Genomic DNA, 16,049 nt, shown 5'->3' with positions numbered 1-16,049 from the left:
CCGCCAACAGGCGGCGCACCTGTGTCTGTCGTCTATCGCGTCATGATGACTTTGGCGACGGCCGTCCCCCCCTCTCCCGTCACGCGAACGAAGTACACGCCCGACGCCACCGGCCCGCCCGCGTGATCGTGACCGTCCCACACGAGCGCGTGCTCCCCCGCCTCCCGGTGATGCGGAGTCGCCAGCGTCCGCACGAGACGCCCACCCACATCGTGGATGCGTGCGGAGATTTCCTGCCCGCGGGCGAGCGCGAACAGGACCGCCGTCTCTCCTGCGGTAGGGTTCGGGGCGATGCCCAGTCCGAAGGGCCCGAGCGGCCCGGCCGCCCCACCCGGCCGCACCGAGGTGGACGCACCGCGCAGTTCCGGACGAATGACCGGATGCCCCTCGGCCGCCGCGTATCGCAACCACTTGACGGCTTCGGGCGTATCGAGCGCCATCTCCCGAACCGCACGAAAGAACAGTTCCGGCCACAGAATCCACGAGTCGTCGTGAAGGCGAAGCTCATGGTAGCGACGCGCAAGATCCAGATGCCGGGGCTTCAGACCGCCGCGCTTGTGCGAAAACCAGACGACCGCCGTTGTTCCCAACGCGGGGTCTGCCGTCTGGAAGTCCCATGCGTACGACGGGTAGTACGACGGGTTGTTCCGATCCGTGTCTCCCATGCCGCATCCGGGCGCCTCGACCACGATCCGCTGACGAACCGGAACATCGGCCATCGTGAAATAGGCCGCCGTTCCTCCGAACACCTTCTGGAGAAGGAACCCGAAGTTCGACCGGTTGCTGACATTCGCCATCACCTGAAGCGAGGTAACGCCCGCGTTGATGGCGGCGGCGACCGCCTGCCTTCGGGCCGCGTAGTCTCCGCAGTCGATGAAGTCGCTGTCGAGAATCGTGTCGACGGGGATTCCCTCCGCACCGTAGGACGCGGCGATCCCGGCCATCGTGCCGGCGGGTTCCCCGTCCGATGCGGGAGAGCACCCGGTCATGTCGCCCACGATCTGGAGCACCCTGTCCGGGGAAATCCAGTCCCCGTGCAGATAGTCCAGCGCGCTCTGCACCCCGTGAGTCACCTGCTCCACGGTGTGCCCCTGAATTCGCATCCAGGGCGTGTCGGGGATTTCGTCTCCGTCAAAGTCAACAATGAGCGCGTCGGAGGCGGTGCCCCAGTACGACTCTCCCCCGGGGTCGTCCGTCGGGTAGTAAGTGCCCACGATGTCGTACTCCGGAACCGAACCCTCGTTGGCCTCTCCCACGATCACGAAGACCGGCAGGTGTTCCGCGGACGCGCCGCCCGCCGCCGCCCAGGCCGACTGTGCCGCCGCCCGCGCGTCGTCCGGATCCGAGGACCCTATGACCTTCGTGCAGGAGAGACCCTGCGACTCGTACCAGTCGATCTCCGGGCCGAGCGCGTCCATGAAATCTCCCCGCGACGAATAGAACACGATCCGCGCCGCCGATCCGGAGGACACACGCGGGAACACCGCCGGGGAGGGATCCCGCCCGGGCGGATACGGTCCCCAGCTCGCGGCGGCGTCGTTCAGATTTCGCAGGCTCGAGAGCATCGGCGGGGTTTCCGCCAGGCGGATCGGCCTCGTCCGGTCCGGGGCCGAACCATCTCCGGGATGCTCCCGCACGATGTACTCGCCGCTCCCGGGTTCCGGAAGGGCCACCTCGTAGAAGTGCGGGCGCTCTCCTCCCTCGGCCGGAATGCGAACCAGCGGGTGTTCCGACTTCGCGTCCAGAATGGAAAACGCGGACGACCCCCACTCCCGATCCGTCACGAACCCCAGGCGCACATTCCCCGTCTTCGGATCCCGCCACGCATGAGCACTCTCGAACGCGCACGCGGTGTTGCTTGCCGATACCGTCGAGTAGAGCAACCACTCGAAGTCGTCCTTGCCCGGCGGAGCGCCATCGCCATTGAGAGAAAGCTCGTCGTTCCAGAGCGGGTGCGTATCCGATGCGTCCACCCGAATGACGACCGAACCCGTGTCGACCGGATGGATGTCGAACTCAATCCGATGGTCCGACACCCACTTCACCCGGTCGATATGCACCCGGGCGCTCCCGTCAATGACGCGCCCCGGCCACGAAATGTCCATTCGCGCGCTGAACTCCACCCACCCCGCAACGGTCGCCGTATCGAGAACGGCCCCCGAGGGAGGATGATAGTCCGTGACATGCGGCGTGACCTCCAAGTCCGTACTGCTGTTCAGCCGAAAGTAACCCGGGCCGTACGAGGAGGGGAGAACCGTGTTCCAGTTCCATGTGTTCTGCAGGTTGCGGTCCTCCAATGTTCGCCGACCCAGAAGACCGTCAAACACCTCGCGAATCACCATGACGGCGTCCGGGTTGTTCACCGGCAGCGTGTGTCCGCCGACAACTTCATACGGGAGTTTGTTCGCGTAGGAGGTCGACCAGCACGACGCATTGTGGAAGTAGGTATGGTGGTCGACCGCAAACCAAGCGACAACATCTCCTGTAACCCAGAGGGTATAGCAGTCGGTCGTGCCCCAATCCGACGGATCCGGCAGATAGCCGATCTCGTTGTGTGCGAAGCCGTAAGTGGTTCGGTAGTTGGCCACCGTGGCCTCCATTGCCGACTCCGGAATCCCGCAAGTGTGCTCCAGCAACATCTTGTCCAGTTCTCCATGTGTGGAGATCTTGAGGATCCCGGAATTCCCCAGTGCCTCTATGAGCTTCCTCAGATTCACGGACGGTGTGCTGGTGGCTACGCTGTCGGCCGCCCAGTGTTCCTCTTCTCCGGGGGGCTCCCATGCTCTGTAACCCTCGGCCTCCAGCGCCAGGCGAAGCTCAAAGGGGTCCGTGTCCGCACCGAACTGATCCTGAAAGGGATCGAGAAAGAAGGCCTCATTCCGGATTGGACAGGTGTTGACCGGAAGAGAGGGCGCCGGGAACGCCAGAACGAGAAGTACGGCCAGTCGAAGCCACCTCGATGCGTGCATGGCGTTTACCTCCGGAAACGGGAGAGGTCGTAGGGTACTCGGCTGAGGAGGACCTTCCGCCAGCCGTTCGGGTAAGGTGGAAGGTCGACCAGCATGTTCCACCTCAGTTCCCACAGAGACTCCGGATCCGACTCCAGGATGTTCACTAGCACCGGGTCCCACCCGCTGAAGCTCGGAAGCATGTGGATCACTTCCCGCGCGGTGGCCGGATCTACCGGTCCCCGCTGCGGGTAATCGGGAACCCTTTCGCGAATGTCCTCGTGGAACCAGAAGGAGTTCACGCCGTCGCCGGGGCGATAGATGAAGACCGGCTGCCCTTCCTTGTTCGGCCACGAGCGCGTGACGGCCTGAACGAGCGTGTCGAGAAGCGAGTTCCTGATCTTCTCGTGCATGGGCCGTTGCTCTTCCGCCCGACGCTTCACAGACTCCTCTCTCGTTTCATTCGCTATCGGACCGCCTTTGCGACAGTCCTCCGGGCCCCCGATCGAAGTAGAAGAACAGAGCACCTCCTGCCCGTCCTCAAGTGTGACTCTCCACCACAATGGCCTCTGGGAATCAAATGAGGCGTCGACATGGATCAGTTCGCACTTCACGACCGCTGGAAGACTCTCCAGTTGGGCCTTCTGGAACTTCAGCGGCTTGTCTTCGTTCTTGCGCGCCAGCAGTCTGACAGAGCTTTCTCTCACCCGTTCCGGGGTGCTCTTCCGGCGGTCCCACGGCGTGTATCCGAAAATCTCGGTCAGGAGTTTGTACGGCGTGTAGTCCTGCGCGGGAGAGAATGGCACCCAGTCGTTCTGCTCCGTCACCACGAAGATGGTGTCGTTTTGTGTGACGAGACGGAAGTTCACCAGCGTGTTGCCATACAGGAACAGCGGAACTCCCCGGGCCACCAGATCCACATCCCGGAGGTAGGTGTTTCCGTGAGTGGAAGCCGCCCGTGCGTCAGGCGGCGCGGCCATGGTTCCGGCGCAGGCGATCAGGAGCATCCACACGAGACGGAGGACAACGGGTCGGGCCGACATGGGCTTTCCTTTCCGGAGCGGTCCCGGCCCCGGAAGGCTTCCCGGGCCATCGCTCCCGCAATCGCACAAGGGTCTCTGCAGGGATCGTGCCGCTCCGGGAGTCCACGCGGTGGCGAGGCCGTTTCAGCGCAGACTGCCCGCACACCGGGGAACGGGCGGCATTCCCTGAACGGGCAGCGTGACCGACGCCGAGTCCAATGGGAACGACGGGGCCAGCGAACCGGCCCGCGGATGCGCCGCCCGCCCGGTCAAAGCAAGCGGAGAGGCGCTTTAGCATTACGACGCGCGAACCCATGCGCGCATGGGGAGGAGCGTGCCGGGTCAGTCGGAGGAGGCCGGGTCGTACTCGCGGGGTGCGTGATTCACCGGGCCGGAGCGAATCACATTCGCGCGGAGTCGCTCACCGATCACCTCTTCGGCCCGATGACCGGCGGTGATCATCTTCTCGATGTCGAAACCCGTATCCACACCCATCTCTTCCAGGAGGCACACCAGGTCTTCGGTGCAGGTGTTGCCGGTGAATCCCGCCTGATACTTCCCCGCGCTCGTCGCTGGTTGTCCTCCGATGGCGCCGAGCGAGGTGTCGACGAATCGCAGCCCCAGTTCGAGTGCCGCCACCGAGTTCACGATGCCGTTCCCGCGCGTGTCATGGAAGTGGGCGATAAACTCCGCCTCCGGGAAGAGCGTACGCAGCTCGCCGACTCGTTCGCGAACAGAGGCAGGGTTGGCCGCGCCGGTCGTGTCCCCGAGCATGATCGTGTCGGCACCTTCCTCCAGGTAGAAGCGCGTCACCGATATCACATCCTTCATCGAGACATCTCCGGCAATAGGACAACCGTAGACCGTCCCCGGACACCCGATCACCTTCACGCCCAGTGCGAGTGCGCGACGCATGATCTCCGCGTGAGCGCGCATCGCTTCGGTGTGGGTCATGCGGAAGTTGACACGGTTGTGAGTCTCGCTGGCGGAGATCATGAGGATGATCTCGTCCGCGCCGAAGCCCTCGCGCTGGCAGACTTCGAAACGATCAAAGCCCTTCGCGTTCGGCATGAGAACCACATACGAGACGCCGGGCCGTCGCTCCACCGATTGCAGCACTTCCACGCAGTCGGCAAACTGCGGAAGAAGCTTCGGGTGAGAGAAGCTGGTGACCTCCAGCTTGCGCACGCCGGAATCGAGAATGCGCCGGATCATGTCCAGCTTGTGTTCGGTGGGGATGACCTTCGGGATCGACTGCAGGCCATCACGGGCCCAGCACTCACAAACGGTGACGGATTCAGGAAGCGACATCGTGCTCTCCATTCGATCCGGGGGTCGCGCACGGCGGGGCGGACATCAGTCCGGATCCGATCTTGACAGGCATCCCACCAAGTGGATAGTGGCAGACCATACGAATCCGACCTGCCCGGGTGCAAACGGAAAAGGAGAAGTTCGTGAACTCCCGCCGTCCGGAACCCTTTCCCACAGCCGACCGACCCCGGATTCCCGCATTCACCCCCGCGCCTTCGGAGGTCGAAGACCTCGTGGAAAGCGCGAAGACCCATCCGCTTGGCATGGACTACCTGCTGGAAGGCGCGCCGGACTCGGTCGCCGCCACATTCGGGGTCCACGCCTTTGTGGTGGATGCCGCGCGCGCCGCGCTGCGCGATGGAGAGCCCGCCGGGAAGATCGAGGCGCGGCAGGCACAGGGAGGCTGAACGCGCGTCAGCGTTCCGGCCGAAGCACTTCCGCAATCAGATCGAGTGACGGCCCGAGAGGGAGTCCGACGACATTGGAGTAGTCGCCCGTGATTCCTTCGACGAAGAGACGCCCGCGCTCCTGAATGGCATATGCCCCCGCCTTTCCGAACGGCTCCCCGGAGGCCACATAGGCGACAATCGACTCTTCGGTGAGGGGCCGAAACCGGACTCGCGTGGAGACGACGCACTCCGCAGACCGGCCGGTCGCGGCATCCTCCACGCAGACACCGGTCCGCACCCGGTGTTCGACTCCGGCCAGCGCGCGGAGCATTTCCTGCGCCTGGGCCTCATCGTGAGGCTTTCCGAGAACCCGCCCGCCAAGCACGACCACCGTATCCGCACCGAGCACCATTCCGCCGGTTCGCGTCCGGGCGACCGCGCGGGCCTTCCGTGCGGCAAGCACTCGCACCAGCGACTCGGAGTCCTCCGGGAGATCGCTCCGCTCATCCACTTCCGGCGGCACAATCTCCAGCGGGATCCCCACGCTCTCCAGCAGGTCTTTTCTGCGTGGAGAAGACGACGCCAGCACCAGCGGCCGACTTCGGAAGGGCGACTCCGCCCCGACAAGCGCAAACCAGTTCATCGGGACCTCTCCGCGGAATCCAGCACCAGCGTCACCGGGCCGTCGTTCACCAGACCCACTTCCATGTGCGCGCCAAACCGGCCGGTCTCGACCGGGATGCCCTCGGAGAGCAGGTGAAGGCGCACTGTTTCGAGAAGGGGGACCGCGACCGCCGGGAGGGCGGCACGGTCAAACGACGGACGGCGGCCCTTGCGTGCATCGCCCAGAAGCGTGAACTGCGACACCAGAAGCAACGCGCCCCCGCATTCCACCACGGATCGGTTCATGCGCCCTTCGGCATCCGGCATCACGCGAAGATGCGCGATCTTGCGGGCCATCCACTCCGCATCGGCGGAGTCGTCTCCGTCTGCAACGCCGACCAGCACGAGGAGTCCTCCGCATTCCGGGGGGACTCTCCCGACGACCTCTCCGTCCACGGACACTTCGGCCCGGGTCACTCTCTGGATCACAGCGCGCATGGAGTGGACTCTATCACGGGTGAGTCTCCCCCGCCTCGTCGGGAACTCGACGGCGCGCAATGAATGCCCAGTGCCGGGCGCGGTCTCCGCGACGGTGCGAGAAGAGATCGTCCGGGTGGGACGCTGTGCAGAGCGAGAAGTCCACCAGGTTGTCGGGTGGAATGCCCGCCGCGCGAGCCTCGGCCAGCGCGCACGACGGCAGGTCCAACAGGTAATGATCCGCTTGCGCATCTCCCGGGGGGGCAGCGTGGCCTTCCCGGTCCACGGGAACGGAGAACGGTTCGGGAAAGAGCCCGGCCACTTCCGCACCGACCGCGTACTTCTGCCCACGAATCGCGGGACCTGTGGCCAGCAGAATCTCTCCCGGCTTTGATTCGAAGTGGCTGCGAAGCGCGTTCACCAGTTCCCCGACAACGCCCGCCACCAGACCCCGCCACCCCGCATGCGCCACGCCAAATGCGCCTGTCCCGACATCCACCGCAAAGACGGGCACGCAATCCGCAACCGTGACGGCAAGCACGACTCCGTGCTCCTGCGCAATCACTGCGTCCGCCGGTTCTTCGCACGCGCACCCGGGGCGAATGACCGCGACCGTGGCGCCATGCTCCAGGCGCGGCGCGACAACCCGCGCGCCCGAGAGACCCGCGTCGGCAAGCAGGCGTTCGCGACGCGCCTCCACCCGTGCGGCGTCCGCCGTGGCTCGCAACGAGAAGTTTCCAAGGCTGGCGTGCGTGACTCCGTGCAGTACGCCTCCCGGCAGGCTCAGCGCGGGCGCGTGGATGCGGAGCGCCCCGCCGTTCCCTGTCAATCTGGCTGCGGATCCCGGGGCGGAACCGGTCGTCACAGGTGCTCCGGGTTCTGGTCCTCGCGAACCACATCGGTGACGCCCTTCACCTTGCGCATGACTTCGATTGCCAGGCGAAGGTGGTGGAGATCCAGCACCTCGACAAGAAATGTGCCGGTCGCACGATACCCGTCGGCTTCCATCGTCGCTGAGAGGATATTCGTCTCGGCTTCGGTGATGGCGGCGGACAGGTCCGCGAGAAGCCCGGCCCGATTCTCGCCGCCCACGAGAATCCGCACACGGAAGTGCGTGTCCTGCGCCACATCCCAGTCCACGGAGACCCGACGGTCCACCCCGTCCTTTTCCGGGAATGTGCTTGGACAGTCGATCCGATGCACTGAAATCCCCCGGCCGGTCGTCACAATCCCCACGATGCTCTCCCCCGGAACCGGCTGGCAACACTGAGCGAACCGGATCATCACATTGCTGAGTCCCTGAACGCGCACGCCGCCTTCCCGTCGTCTCGTGAAGGTGAGAATCCGGCGAAGTCCCGACGGTTCCTTCGACGAATCGGCCAGTTCCGGGAAGAGGCGCCGGATCACATGGACCGCGGAGAGATCTCCCTGACCCACCGCCGCGCGAAGCTTCTCCACAGAGTCAAAACCGAGCGACTCCGCGAACTTCCGGTCGAGAGCCGCGTCCGCATCCACGCGGTGACGCTTTGCCTCCCGTTCGAGCATCTCCTTCCCGAGTGAGATGGAGTGCTGCATCTGCTCCAGCCGGAAATGGCGGCGAATCTTCCCGCGGGCGCTCGAAGTCCGGACCACCTTCAGCCAGTCCTGGCTGGGTTTGCCCATGGGCGAAGTGATGACCTCCACGGTATCGCCGTTGCGAAGCGTGGAGCGGAGCGGCACGATCTTCCCGTTCACACGCGCACCCACACAGTGGTGGCCGACCTCGGTATGAACCAGATACGCGAAGTCGATCGGCGTGCCCCCTTTCGGAAGCACCTTCAGTTCTCCGCGGGGCGTGAAGACAAACACTTCATCCTGAAACAGATCCGACTTCAGAAGGTCAAGAAACTCCTCCGCACCCTGATCCGCCTGCTCCTTCACGAGATCCCCGATCCACGGGAACCGCGCCATCGCTTCGGGCGCGCCCGTCACGCCTTCCTTGTAGGCCCAGTGCGCCGCAATCCCATACTCCGCCTCGCGGTGCATCTCCGGCGTACGGATCTGGAACTCTACCCATTCGTGGTCGGGTCCGATCACGGTGGTGTGCAGGGAGCGATAGTGGTTCGACTTGGGGTTGGCGATGAAGTCCTTGATTCTGTCCGGAACCGGTGTCCAGAGGCCGTGGATGATGCCCAGCACTTCGTAGCAGTCGGTCGGCGTGGGTACGATCACGCGCACGGCGAGGAGATCGTAAATCTCGTCGAACTCTTTCCCGCGCTTTTTCATCTTGTTGTAGATGCTGTAGAAGTGCTTCGGGCGGCCTGCTATGTCGTCCGGCTTGATCCCGGCCTTTTCGAACATCTCCTGAAGCGACTCCGTCAGGCGTTCCAGATACGCCTGCCTTTCGTCACGACGAGCCACCACCTTGTCCACCAGGCTGGCGTATGCCTCCGGTTCCAGATGCTTCAGCGCCTGATCCTCCAGTTCCCAGCGAATGGCGGCGATCCCGAATCGGTGCGCAAGCGGTGCATAGATCTCCAGAGTCTCCCGCGCAATCCGATGCCTCTTGTCTTCGCGGAGAAAATGAAGCGTACGCATGTTGTGAAGCCGGTCCGCCAGCTTGATCAGGATGACCCGAACATCCCGGGCAATGGAGAGAAGCATCTTTCGCCAGGTTTCCGCATGCTGCTCCGCAGGGCTGTTGAACTCGAACCCGCCGACCTTTGTCACGCCGTCCACGATGCCCGCAATCTCGGGGCCGAACTCCTTCGCAATGCTCTCCATTGTGTGATCCGTATCCTCCACGATGTCGTGGAGAAGCCCGGCCGCGATCGTCACGGTGTCCAGATGAAGCTCGGCCAGCACAATCGCCACGGCCAGGCAATGGTGAATGTAGGGATTGCCGGAAAGCCGGTTCTGGCCTTTGTGGTTGTCGCGGGAGAAAACCCACGCGCGTTCAAGAAGCGCCCGGTCATAGCGGGAGGGATCGTCCAGAGCGGCGAGAAGGTCTTCGAAGGTGAGGATCTTCTCCGGGGGGGGAGGCGAGTCGTGCGGGATCCGCGCGGGGTGAGTACTCACGGGGTCGCCTCCCGGAAATCATCGACGCGCAGTTGCGGCGTCCGGCGCCCTCTCCACTCGTTGACATTGACCGTCCCGACGAGATCCACCCGTCCGGGAGGAAAGGGCCGCGCGGAGACTTCTTCTCCGAGATTGAAGCCGATGCACTCCAGGCCACCCTCGGCGCCGTCGGACAGGCGGAGCTTCAGGTGCCCCTTGCCCACCACACGCCGATCCACCGGGTCCACATTTCGCATGAGAAAAACCGGGCGCGGGTTTCCGAGACCGAACGGCCCCATGCGATCCAGTTCCTCGGCAAGGTCCAGCGTGACGCTCGCTTCTTCCAGGTCGGTGTCGATACGCAAGAGGGGCCGCGAGTTCTTCTCCGTAAGCTGGCTACCAATGGCCCCGGCAAACCGCGTGCGAAAGTCCGACAGGTGCGCGCGGTCAATGGTCATCCCGGCGGCCATGGAGTGCCCGCCGAACTGCACGAGCAGGTCCGCGCACTCCTCCAGCGCCGCATGAACATCCACGCCGGCGATGGAGCGTGCGGAACCGCGCCCGGTATCTGATCCGTCGAAGGAGAAGAGAACGGTCGGTCGATAATGCCGTTCGACAACCTTTGATGCGGCAATCCCCAGGACCCCCGGGTGCCACGAGTTGGATGCCAGAACAATCCCGTCCGGCTGATCTCCCGCCGTCCCGCGATCAATGGCAGCCAGCGCGTCCTCGACCGTCGTCCGGCTGATGTCCTGACGCGCCCGGTTGGCTTCGCCCAGACTGCGGGCAAGGTCCGCAGCCGTCGTCGTGTCTTCGGCGGTGAAGAGCCGAACCGCGTCCGATGCATCACCCAGGCGACCCGCCGCGTTGATCCGCGGGCCGAGAAGGAACGCAATGTGCCACGGTTCCACCTGACCTTCGATCCCCGACTCCTGAAGAAGCGTATGAACGCCGACCTTCGCGCGACGGTTCAATACGCGCATTCCTTCGCGAACGAGCGCGCGGTTCTCGCCAACCAGCGGCACCACATCCGCCACCGTCCCGAGGGCCACCAGGTCCAGATCCGCGGTCGGGTCTGTGAAGTGGCCCGTGCGTGAGTTCAGTCCACGAAGAAGCTGATACACGACGCCGACGGCCGCGAGGTTCTTGTCCGGGTAGGGACAGCCAGGCTGCTTCGGGTCCACCACGGCCACCGCGGGAGGAAGCTCGGGGCCGGCTTCGTGGTGGTCCGTGACCACGACATCCACGCCCGATTCCCGAAGCGACGCCACTTCCTGAACAGATCGAATCCCGCAGTCCACTGTCAGAAGAAGTCCGGGTTTCCGCGCCAACACCTCCGGGAGGACACGCTCGGAGAGGCCGTAGCCGTGGTCCATGCGGCGCGGGAGGAGCCAGTCGACATTGGCGCCGACGGCGCGGAGCCCCAGATACGCCAGCGAAGTTCCGGTGACGCCGTCCACATCGAAATCGCCGAAGACGAGGATTCGCTCGCCGCTCTCTACCGCAGCAAGGAGACGCTCAATCGCGGCCTCGGCCCCGGCAAAAGCAAGGGGTGACGAAAGCGTGTCCAGCGTGGGGTGGAGGAAGCTCTCCGCATCCGTCGGGTCTATCATCCCGCGCCCGGCCAGCACACGAGCGAGAACGGGGCCGCATCCGATCGCTTCTTCGAGGCGCACGACGGCTGTGTCCTCGAGACCCCGAAGTTCCGACCAGTGCTTTTGCATCCCGGGCCTCGCTTCCTGCGCCGGTAAAGGACCGGGGGGAGATCCATAAGCCGAGTTCTGTACGGGTCCGAAGGACCCGTGGTGGCCATTTATCTAGGACCCGGGTTGCCCCGGGCCTCCAGCAACCTACCCGAGAATCATAACGAGGCGGGCGACCTCTCTTCTCCTATGTGGCCTTGCTCCAGGTGGGGTTTACCAAGCCGCCGAAGTCACCCCCGGCGCTGGTGAGCTCTTACCTCACCGTTTCACCCTTACCCCGGCCGAAGCCCGGGCGGTTTGTTTTCTGTGGCACTTTCCTTCGCGTTGCCGCGACTGGCCGTTAGCCAGCACCCTGCCCTGTGGAGCTCGGACTTTCCTCGGCCCTCCGAAGAGGGACGCGACCACCTGTATCTCCCCCACGAGATCTAGTTCCCCGATTTCGCGGCCTTCGCCGCCCGGTCCAGGGCCCGGTTTGCAAGACGGTCGGCCTCCGCGTTTTCCTTTCGCGGGATATGGCGAACTTCCACCGAGTCAAACGACACCAGAAGCCCGTCCACCTTGTTCTTCAACACGGCCAGCGCAGGCTGACGCACGCGATACTCGCCGCGGATCTGCCGAACGACCAGTTCGCTGTCGAGCCGCAGTTCCAGCGAACGCAGCCCCAGCTCGCGCGCGGACTCCAGCCCCGCGAGGACTGCCCGGTACTCGGCGACATTGTTGGTCGTCTTTCCGATGCAGAGGCCCTTCGCGAGAAGTTCCGTTCCATCATCCGCAAGAATCCGGACACCGATCGCCGCAGCCCCGGGGTTCCCGCGGGACGCGCCGTCGCTGTACACGACCGCGCTTCCCGTGCGTGACCCCGTCGGCGCCGGAGCGATCGTCTCCGCAAGCCCTTCCAGCAGCGACTCCACCTCCGCCCGGGCCGCGCCGCCCTCCGAAGACATTTCGTCCAGTCCCTTCCCGGCAAGCAACCCGTTCAGGAGACGCCGGGCGCTGTCAGAAATCAACGGCCTCCTCTTTCTCCTCGACCCAGATGAGAATCCGTCCGCACTGCTCGCAGGTCACCAGCTTCCGACCGAGGCGCACTTCCTGGTGGTGCTGCGGAGGAAGACGGAACCCGCACCCGGTGCACGCCCCCCGACTCAGCGAAGACACAAACGGGGGTCTTCCGGAGCGGCGCAGTCGCATGTAATACGACATGATCGGACGGCTCACCGCGTCGAGAAGAGGAGCACGCAATTCCGACGCTTCGTCATGGATGGTCTGGAGGCTGTGGGTCGTCTCGTCCAGCGTGGCGCGGGCGGCGGCTGCAATCTTCTCCTGCTCCTCCAGCGCGGACTCCAGTTCAGGAAGATCCGTCTTCGCCGCTTCGATCCGCTCGAGCGCGCTGATGCCCCGCTCTTCCAGAGAGTCCGCCCGATCCTTGAGCGCATCCATTTCGTGCTGGTAGGCCTCGGCCTCCACCGCATTTCGCACCATCATCTGCTGCGTCTGGAGCTTGCGGAACTTCTCGTTGTTGAGCATCAGATCCAGCTCGCACTGGCGGTGGCTCACCGTGGCGGACCGAAACTGCTCGTCCACGCGCTCCTTCGCTTCGCGAGCGGCGGCAAGGGGGGCCTCGATGGCTGCCACTCGAGCGGGAAGGACACTTCGGTGCACTTCGCATTCGAGAAGTTTCTTGTCCAGTTCCTGGAGTTCCAGCAGGGCCTTGACCTCTTCGGGTCTCACGGTTTCCTCCTCTGCCTCGTGCGCGCCGAGACCGAAAAAAGGGCGCCCCCGTTCAAGGAGCACCCGGCCAGAGCCATCCGCCAGCGGGATTCCGTGGAGTGGATCAAGGCTACCGGCTGAGTCAATGCTCCTTCTCGGGTTTCCCCGAACCTGGTGGGCGATACTGGACTTGAACCAGTGACCTCCCGCGTGTGAGGCGGGCGCTCTAGACCAACTGAGCTAATCGCCCCCGAGATCGAACTTCCGAACCAAGGGTCCGATCCGCGTTTTCCGGTTCTCTTTAGACCGCCGAAAAACACGGCCCGGTGGGCCCACCTGGACTCGAACCAGGGACCAACCGGTTATGAGCCGGATGCTCTCACCATCTGAGCTATGGGCCCTTCTTTCAAGCCTGAACCGTCGTTTCTAGCACGGTGGGAAGGGAGGGGTCAAGCGGGGGGAATCATCGAAGAACCACGAACCGCCGGAGGCAGATGCCGCGATCTCCCCTTGCAACCAGAAAGTAGACCCCGGAGGTGAGTTGCCCCGGGGGGATCGTCCAGTCCCGGGAGCCTGCCGGAAGCGTCCCGTCAAAGAGCGGATGGACGAGTCGTCCAGCGATGTCATGGACGCCGAGGGAGAGCCGGGAGACCCTTGCCAGCGTGACACGGACCGTCGTGCCGGACCACGCCGGATTGGGGTGAACGCTGAGTCCCGGAGCCAGAGCAGACACCGGCGGCTCCGGAGAGGCAAAGGTGGAGGCCTCCGGGATGGCGGCCTTGAAGGCATCCACGACCTGGATGTAGAGGTCCGGGTCCTCCCGAACACGGCGGGTCTGCTCGATGTGAATGAATGTCCCCGTCGTGGTGGCGGCCGGGGTGCCACACGGGTCTTCCGAACCATTCGTGTATCGTCCCTGCACATTCGTTCCGCCGGTCAGCGTGCAGGAGGATGTGCTGTCTCCGGAGACCGCGGCCGCCATGTCCCCGCCCGCAAGGAGCGAATCCCGGATCGCGAAGAGCATGGCGTGAGACGGGCCGGATCGACCGTTGCTCAGGAAGACATCTTCGCAACTCGCGCTGGAATGCCCGTGCACGCTGACCCCGATAACGCCCGGGTACCCGTCCACGATCTCCTCGTGTGTCGCCTGAAACGCGGTCTCCACGAAGTGCGCCGCGTCGGACACAGGGTATGCCCCGTCTCCACAGGAGTTGCCGGAACCGTCGCAAGGGGAGAGTTCAGCGTTGGCGCAACGATGCGTTCCAGCCATGAGGAAAAAGCGTGCACCCGCTTGTCGATAGATGTCGGCACCTTCGATATGTGTGTTGAAGTCGTAGCGCGGGTGAGGGACTTCAACAGCCATCGGACGAAGCGGCGACTCGGCAACGATCCATGTCCCCCAGCCCCGCGTCACCGGGAACTCTTCGCGAAGAATGTAGTGAACCGCACCCCCGAACCCCGTGTCCGTGTAGCGCCAGAGGTGATAGCCGGGGAAGTCCACACGCGCAAGACTGTCGGCAAGCGTCCACTCTGCGGCGAGCATCGCACGGAACATCCGCCGCCATGCGGCCAGCTCGGACGCGGTGGGCTTCACGAACCCTTCGCTGCCGGAGCCGGGCATGGCGGAGCGGATGGCGGCGACTTCATCAAGAAGGTCGCCGGATGCCTCGGGAATGGGCTCGGGCAGTGTGTACTCCACCGCAACTCCAGAGAGACGCGCATGGACAGACTCGCTGGACAGAACGCCGAGAGGAACACGCGCGTCCCCCGCGCCACCGGGAAGAAGGGCGTTGAACCCGTCTACCAGTGCCGACCCTGACGCCGTCAACGCGACGCCTGTCGTGAGGAACCCGGTCCACTCGTTTGTGCCGTCGGCAGCCAGGTCGAGCCGGAGTTCGTGCGGAAGCTGCGCGACGGGCACGCCGCGCGCCGACCAGGTGAGCCCTGCGTCGTTGCTTCGATAGACCGTGTCCGCAACCGCCGCGAAGACCGTGGATGTGGCGCCGGAACCACCGCATCCGGTCACGACCCCACCCGGTACGGGAGCCCCCCGCGCGGAGAAGGTCCAGGCTCCGTCGTTGCTCAGGTAGACGGTGTCGGCGGCTGCGGCAAACACGGTCTGGATGGCACCCGACCCGCCAATCCCGAACACCGCCACCCCGGGCTCCGGAACTCCACGCGCTTCCCAGGTCACGCCTCCGTCGCCGCTTCGGTAGATCTGCTCGGCAGCGGCTGCGTAGACGATGTTCACCGCGCCGCATCCTCCCACTCCGGAGACGACCTTTCCGGGAGCCGGCGTTCCGGCCAGTGTCCAGGTGGTGCCGGCGTCCTCGCTCACATGGACATGAGACCCGACCGCTGCGTACACGATGTGGGTGGCGCCACACCCTCCGCACCCGGTGACGGACAAACCGGGCGCGGGCGCGCCACGCGCCGACCAGGTGACGCCCGCGTCATTGCTTCGGTAGACCGTGTCCGCGACTGCGGCGAAGACCGTGGAGGTGGCGCCGGTTCCTCCCGCGCCCATGACCACCACGCCGCTTTGAATGTCGATGGAGGCCGTGTTGACCGTCGCCGCGGAAGGAAGAAGAAACGCCAGACCGGTGTCGGGAATGTCCTGCAACAAGAGAAGGTCCGCCGCGGCGCCCGCCCCTTCGAACTCCGTGAGCACTTCGGCGGAAGCCGGAGACGGCGCCAGAAGCCCCGCCCACACAACAAGGAGAGCGACCAGACGAGCCCGAAGGACCTTGCTGCTTCGATAAGCCACAACACCTCCCGGGCAGGCGGACTGTGACCAGTGTACCGACTCCGACCGGGGTGCCACAACCTTGACGCGCGTCGCGCCCGCTTCAA

The 16,049-nt window shown here is 64.7% G+C and carries 12 protein-coding genes, 2 tRNA genes and 1 other RNA gene; 1 reads left to right on the top strand and 14 read right to left on the bottom strand.

What is annotated here, in order from left to right; genetic code table 11:
• Positions 1 to 32: 32 nt before the first annotated feature.
• The 3 genes from QF819_04445 to QF819_04435 all read right to left on the bottom strand — a co-directional run bounded on the left by QF819_04445 (position 33) and on the right by QF819_04435 (position 5,281).
• Positions 33 to 2,969, bottom strand: coding sequence for a FlgD immunoglobulin-like domain containing protein (locus QF819_04445; protein ID MDP6802407.1), 2,937 nt, complete (start codon positions 2,967 to 2,969; stop codon positions 33 to 35).
• A 5-nt stretch (positions 2,970 to 2,974) separates the two neighbouring features.
• Positions 2,975 to 3,991 carry a hypothetical protein gene (locus tag QF819_04440; GenBank protein ID MDP6802406.1) on the bottom strand — a complete coding sequence of 339 codons (1,017 nt, stop codon included), beginning with the start codon at positions 3,989 to 3,991 and terminating at the stop codon, positions 2,975 to 2,977.
• A 321-nt stretch (positions 3,992 to 4,312) separates the two neighbouring features.
• The gene (locus QF819_04435; protein MDP6802405.1) at positions 4,313 to 5,281 is read right to left on the bottom strand and encodes a hydroxymethylglutaryl-CoA lyase; all 969 of its coding nucleotides are present in this window, start codon (positions 5,279 to 5,281) and stop codon (positions 4,313 to 4,315) included.
• A gap of 143 nt (positions 5,282 to 5,424) precedes the next feature.
• Here QF819_04435 and QF819_04430 point away from each other — a divergent pair, with 143 nt between their 5' ends.
• The gene (locus QF819_04430) at positions 5,425 to 5,688 is read left to right on the top strand and encodes a hypothetical protein (protein ID MDP6802404.1); all 264 of its coding nucleotides are present in this window, start codon (positions 5,425 to 5,427) and stop codon (positions 5,686 to 5,688) included.
• Between the two features lie 7 nt (positions 5,689 to 5,695).
• Here the strand turns inward: QF819_04430 and QF819_04425 are convergent, their stop codons facing one another.
• The 11 genes from QF819_04425 to QF819_04375 all read right to left on the bottom strand — a co-directional run bounded on the left by QF819_04425 (position 5,696) and on the right by QF819_04375 (position 15,963).
• Positions 5,696 to 6,313, bottom strand: coding sequence for a Maf family protein (locus QF819_04425; protein ID MDP6802403.1), 618 nt, complete (start codon positions 6,311 to 6,313; stop codon positions 5,696 to 5,698).
• On the bottom strand, positions 6,310 to 6,771 hold the full coding sequence (gene dtd / locus QF819_04420; GenBank protein MDP6802402.1) for a D-aminoacyl-tRNA deacylase: 462 nt from the start codon (positions 6,769 to 6,771) through the stop codon (positions 6,310 to 6,312). Before dtd ends, QF819_04425 begins: the two co-directional genes overlap by 4 nt.
• Positions 6,772 to 6,784: 13 nt before the next feature.
• The gene (locus tag QF819_04415) at positions 6,785 to 7,579 is read right to left on the bottom strand and encodes a polyphenol oxidase family protein (GenBank protein ID MDP6802401.1); all 795 of its coding nucleotides are present in this window, start codon (positions 7,577 to 7,579) and stop codon (positions 6,785 to 6,787) included.
• A 32-nt stretch (positions 7,580 to 7,611) separates the two neighbouring features.
• Positions 7,612 to 9,807, bottom strand: a complete 2,196-nt coding sequence (locus QF819_04410) for a bifunctional (p)ppGpp synthetase/guanosine-3',5'-bis(diphosphate) 3'-pyrophosphohydrolase (GenBank protein ID MDP6802400.1) — start codon at positions 9,805 to 9,807, stop codon at positions 7,612 to 7,614.
• Positions 9,804 to 11,462: a single-stranded-DNA-specific exonuclease RecJ gene (recJ, locus tag QF819_04405; protein MDP6802399.1), complete on the bottom strand. Its 1,659-nt coding sequence runs from the start codon at positions 11,460 to 11,462 to the stop codon at positions 9,804 to 9,806. The genes QF819_04410 and recJ overlap by 4 nt, the downstream gene beginning before the upstream one ends.
• A 78-nt stretch (positions 11,463 to 11,540) precedes the next feature.
• An RNA gene (gene rnpB, locus QF819_04400) (RNase P RNA component class A) lies at positions 11,541 to 11,907 on the bottom strand.
• Positions 11,908 to 11,914: 7 nt separating this feature from the next.
• Positions 11,915 to 12,496 carry a ribonuclease HI family protein gene (locus tag QF819_04395; protein MDP6802398.1) on the bottom strand — a complete coding sequence of 194 codons (582 nt, stop codon included), beginning with the start codon at positions 12,494 to 12,496 and terminating at the stop codon, positions 11,915 to 11,917.
• Positions 12,486 to 13,217, bottom strand: a complete 732-nt coding sequence (locus QF819_04390) for a C4-type zinc ribbon domain-containing protein (GenBank protein MDP6802397.1) — start codon at positions 13,215 to 13,217, stop codon at positions 12,486 to 12,488. The genes QF819_04395 and QF819_04390 overlap by 11 nt, the downstream gene beginning before the upstream one ends.
• A 151-nt stretch (positions 13,218 to 13,368) precedes the next feature.
• A tRNA-Val gene (locus QF819_04385) sits at positions 13,369 to 13,446 on the bottom strand.
• A 77-nt stretch (positions 13,447 to 13,523) separates the two neighbouring features.
• A tRNA-Ile gene (locus tag QF819_04380) sits at positions 13,524 to 13,597 on the bottom strand.
• A 62-nt stretch (positions 13,598 to 13,659) separates the two neighbouring features.
• Positions 13,660 to 15,963, bottom strand: a complete 2,304-nt coding sequence (locus QF819_04375; protein MDP6802396.1) for a hypothetical protein — start codon at positions 15,961 to 15,963, stop codon at positions 13,660 to 13,662.
• Between the last annotated feature and the right edge of the window lie 86 nt (positions 15,964 to 16,049).

This window comes from Gemmatimonadota bacterium (assembly GCA_030747075.1).
Taxonomy (GTDB): Bacteria; ARS69; ARS69; order ARS69; family ARS69; genus ARS69.
This window is presented reverse-complemented; position numbering and strand designations above follow the sequence as displayed.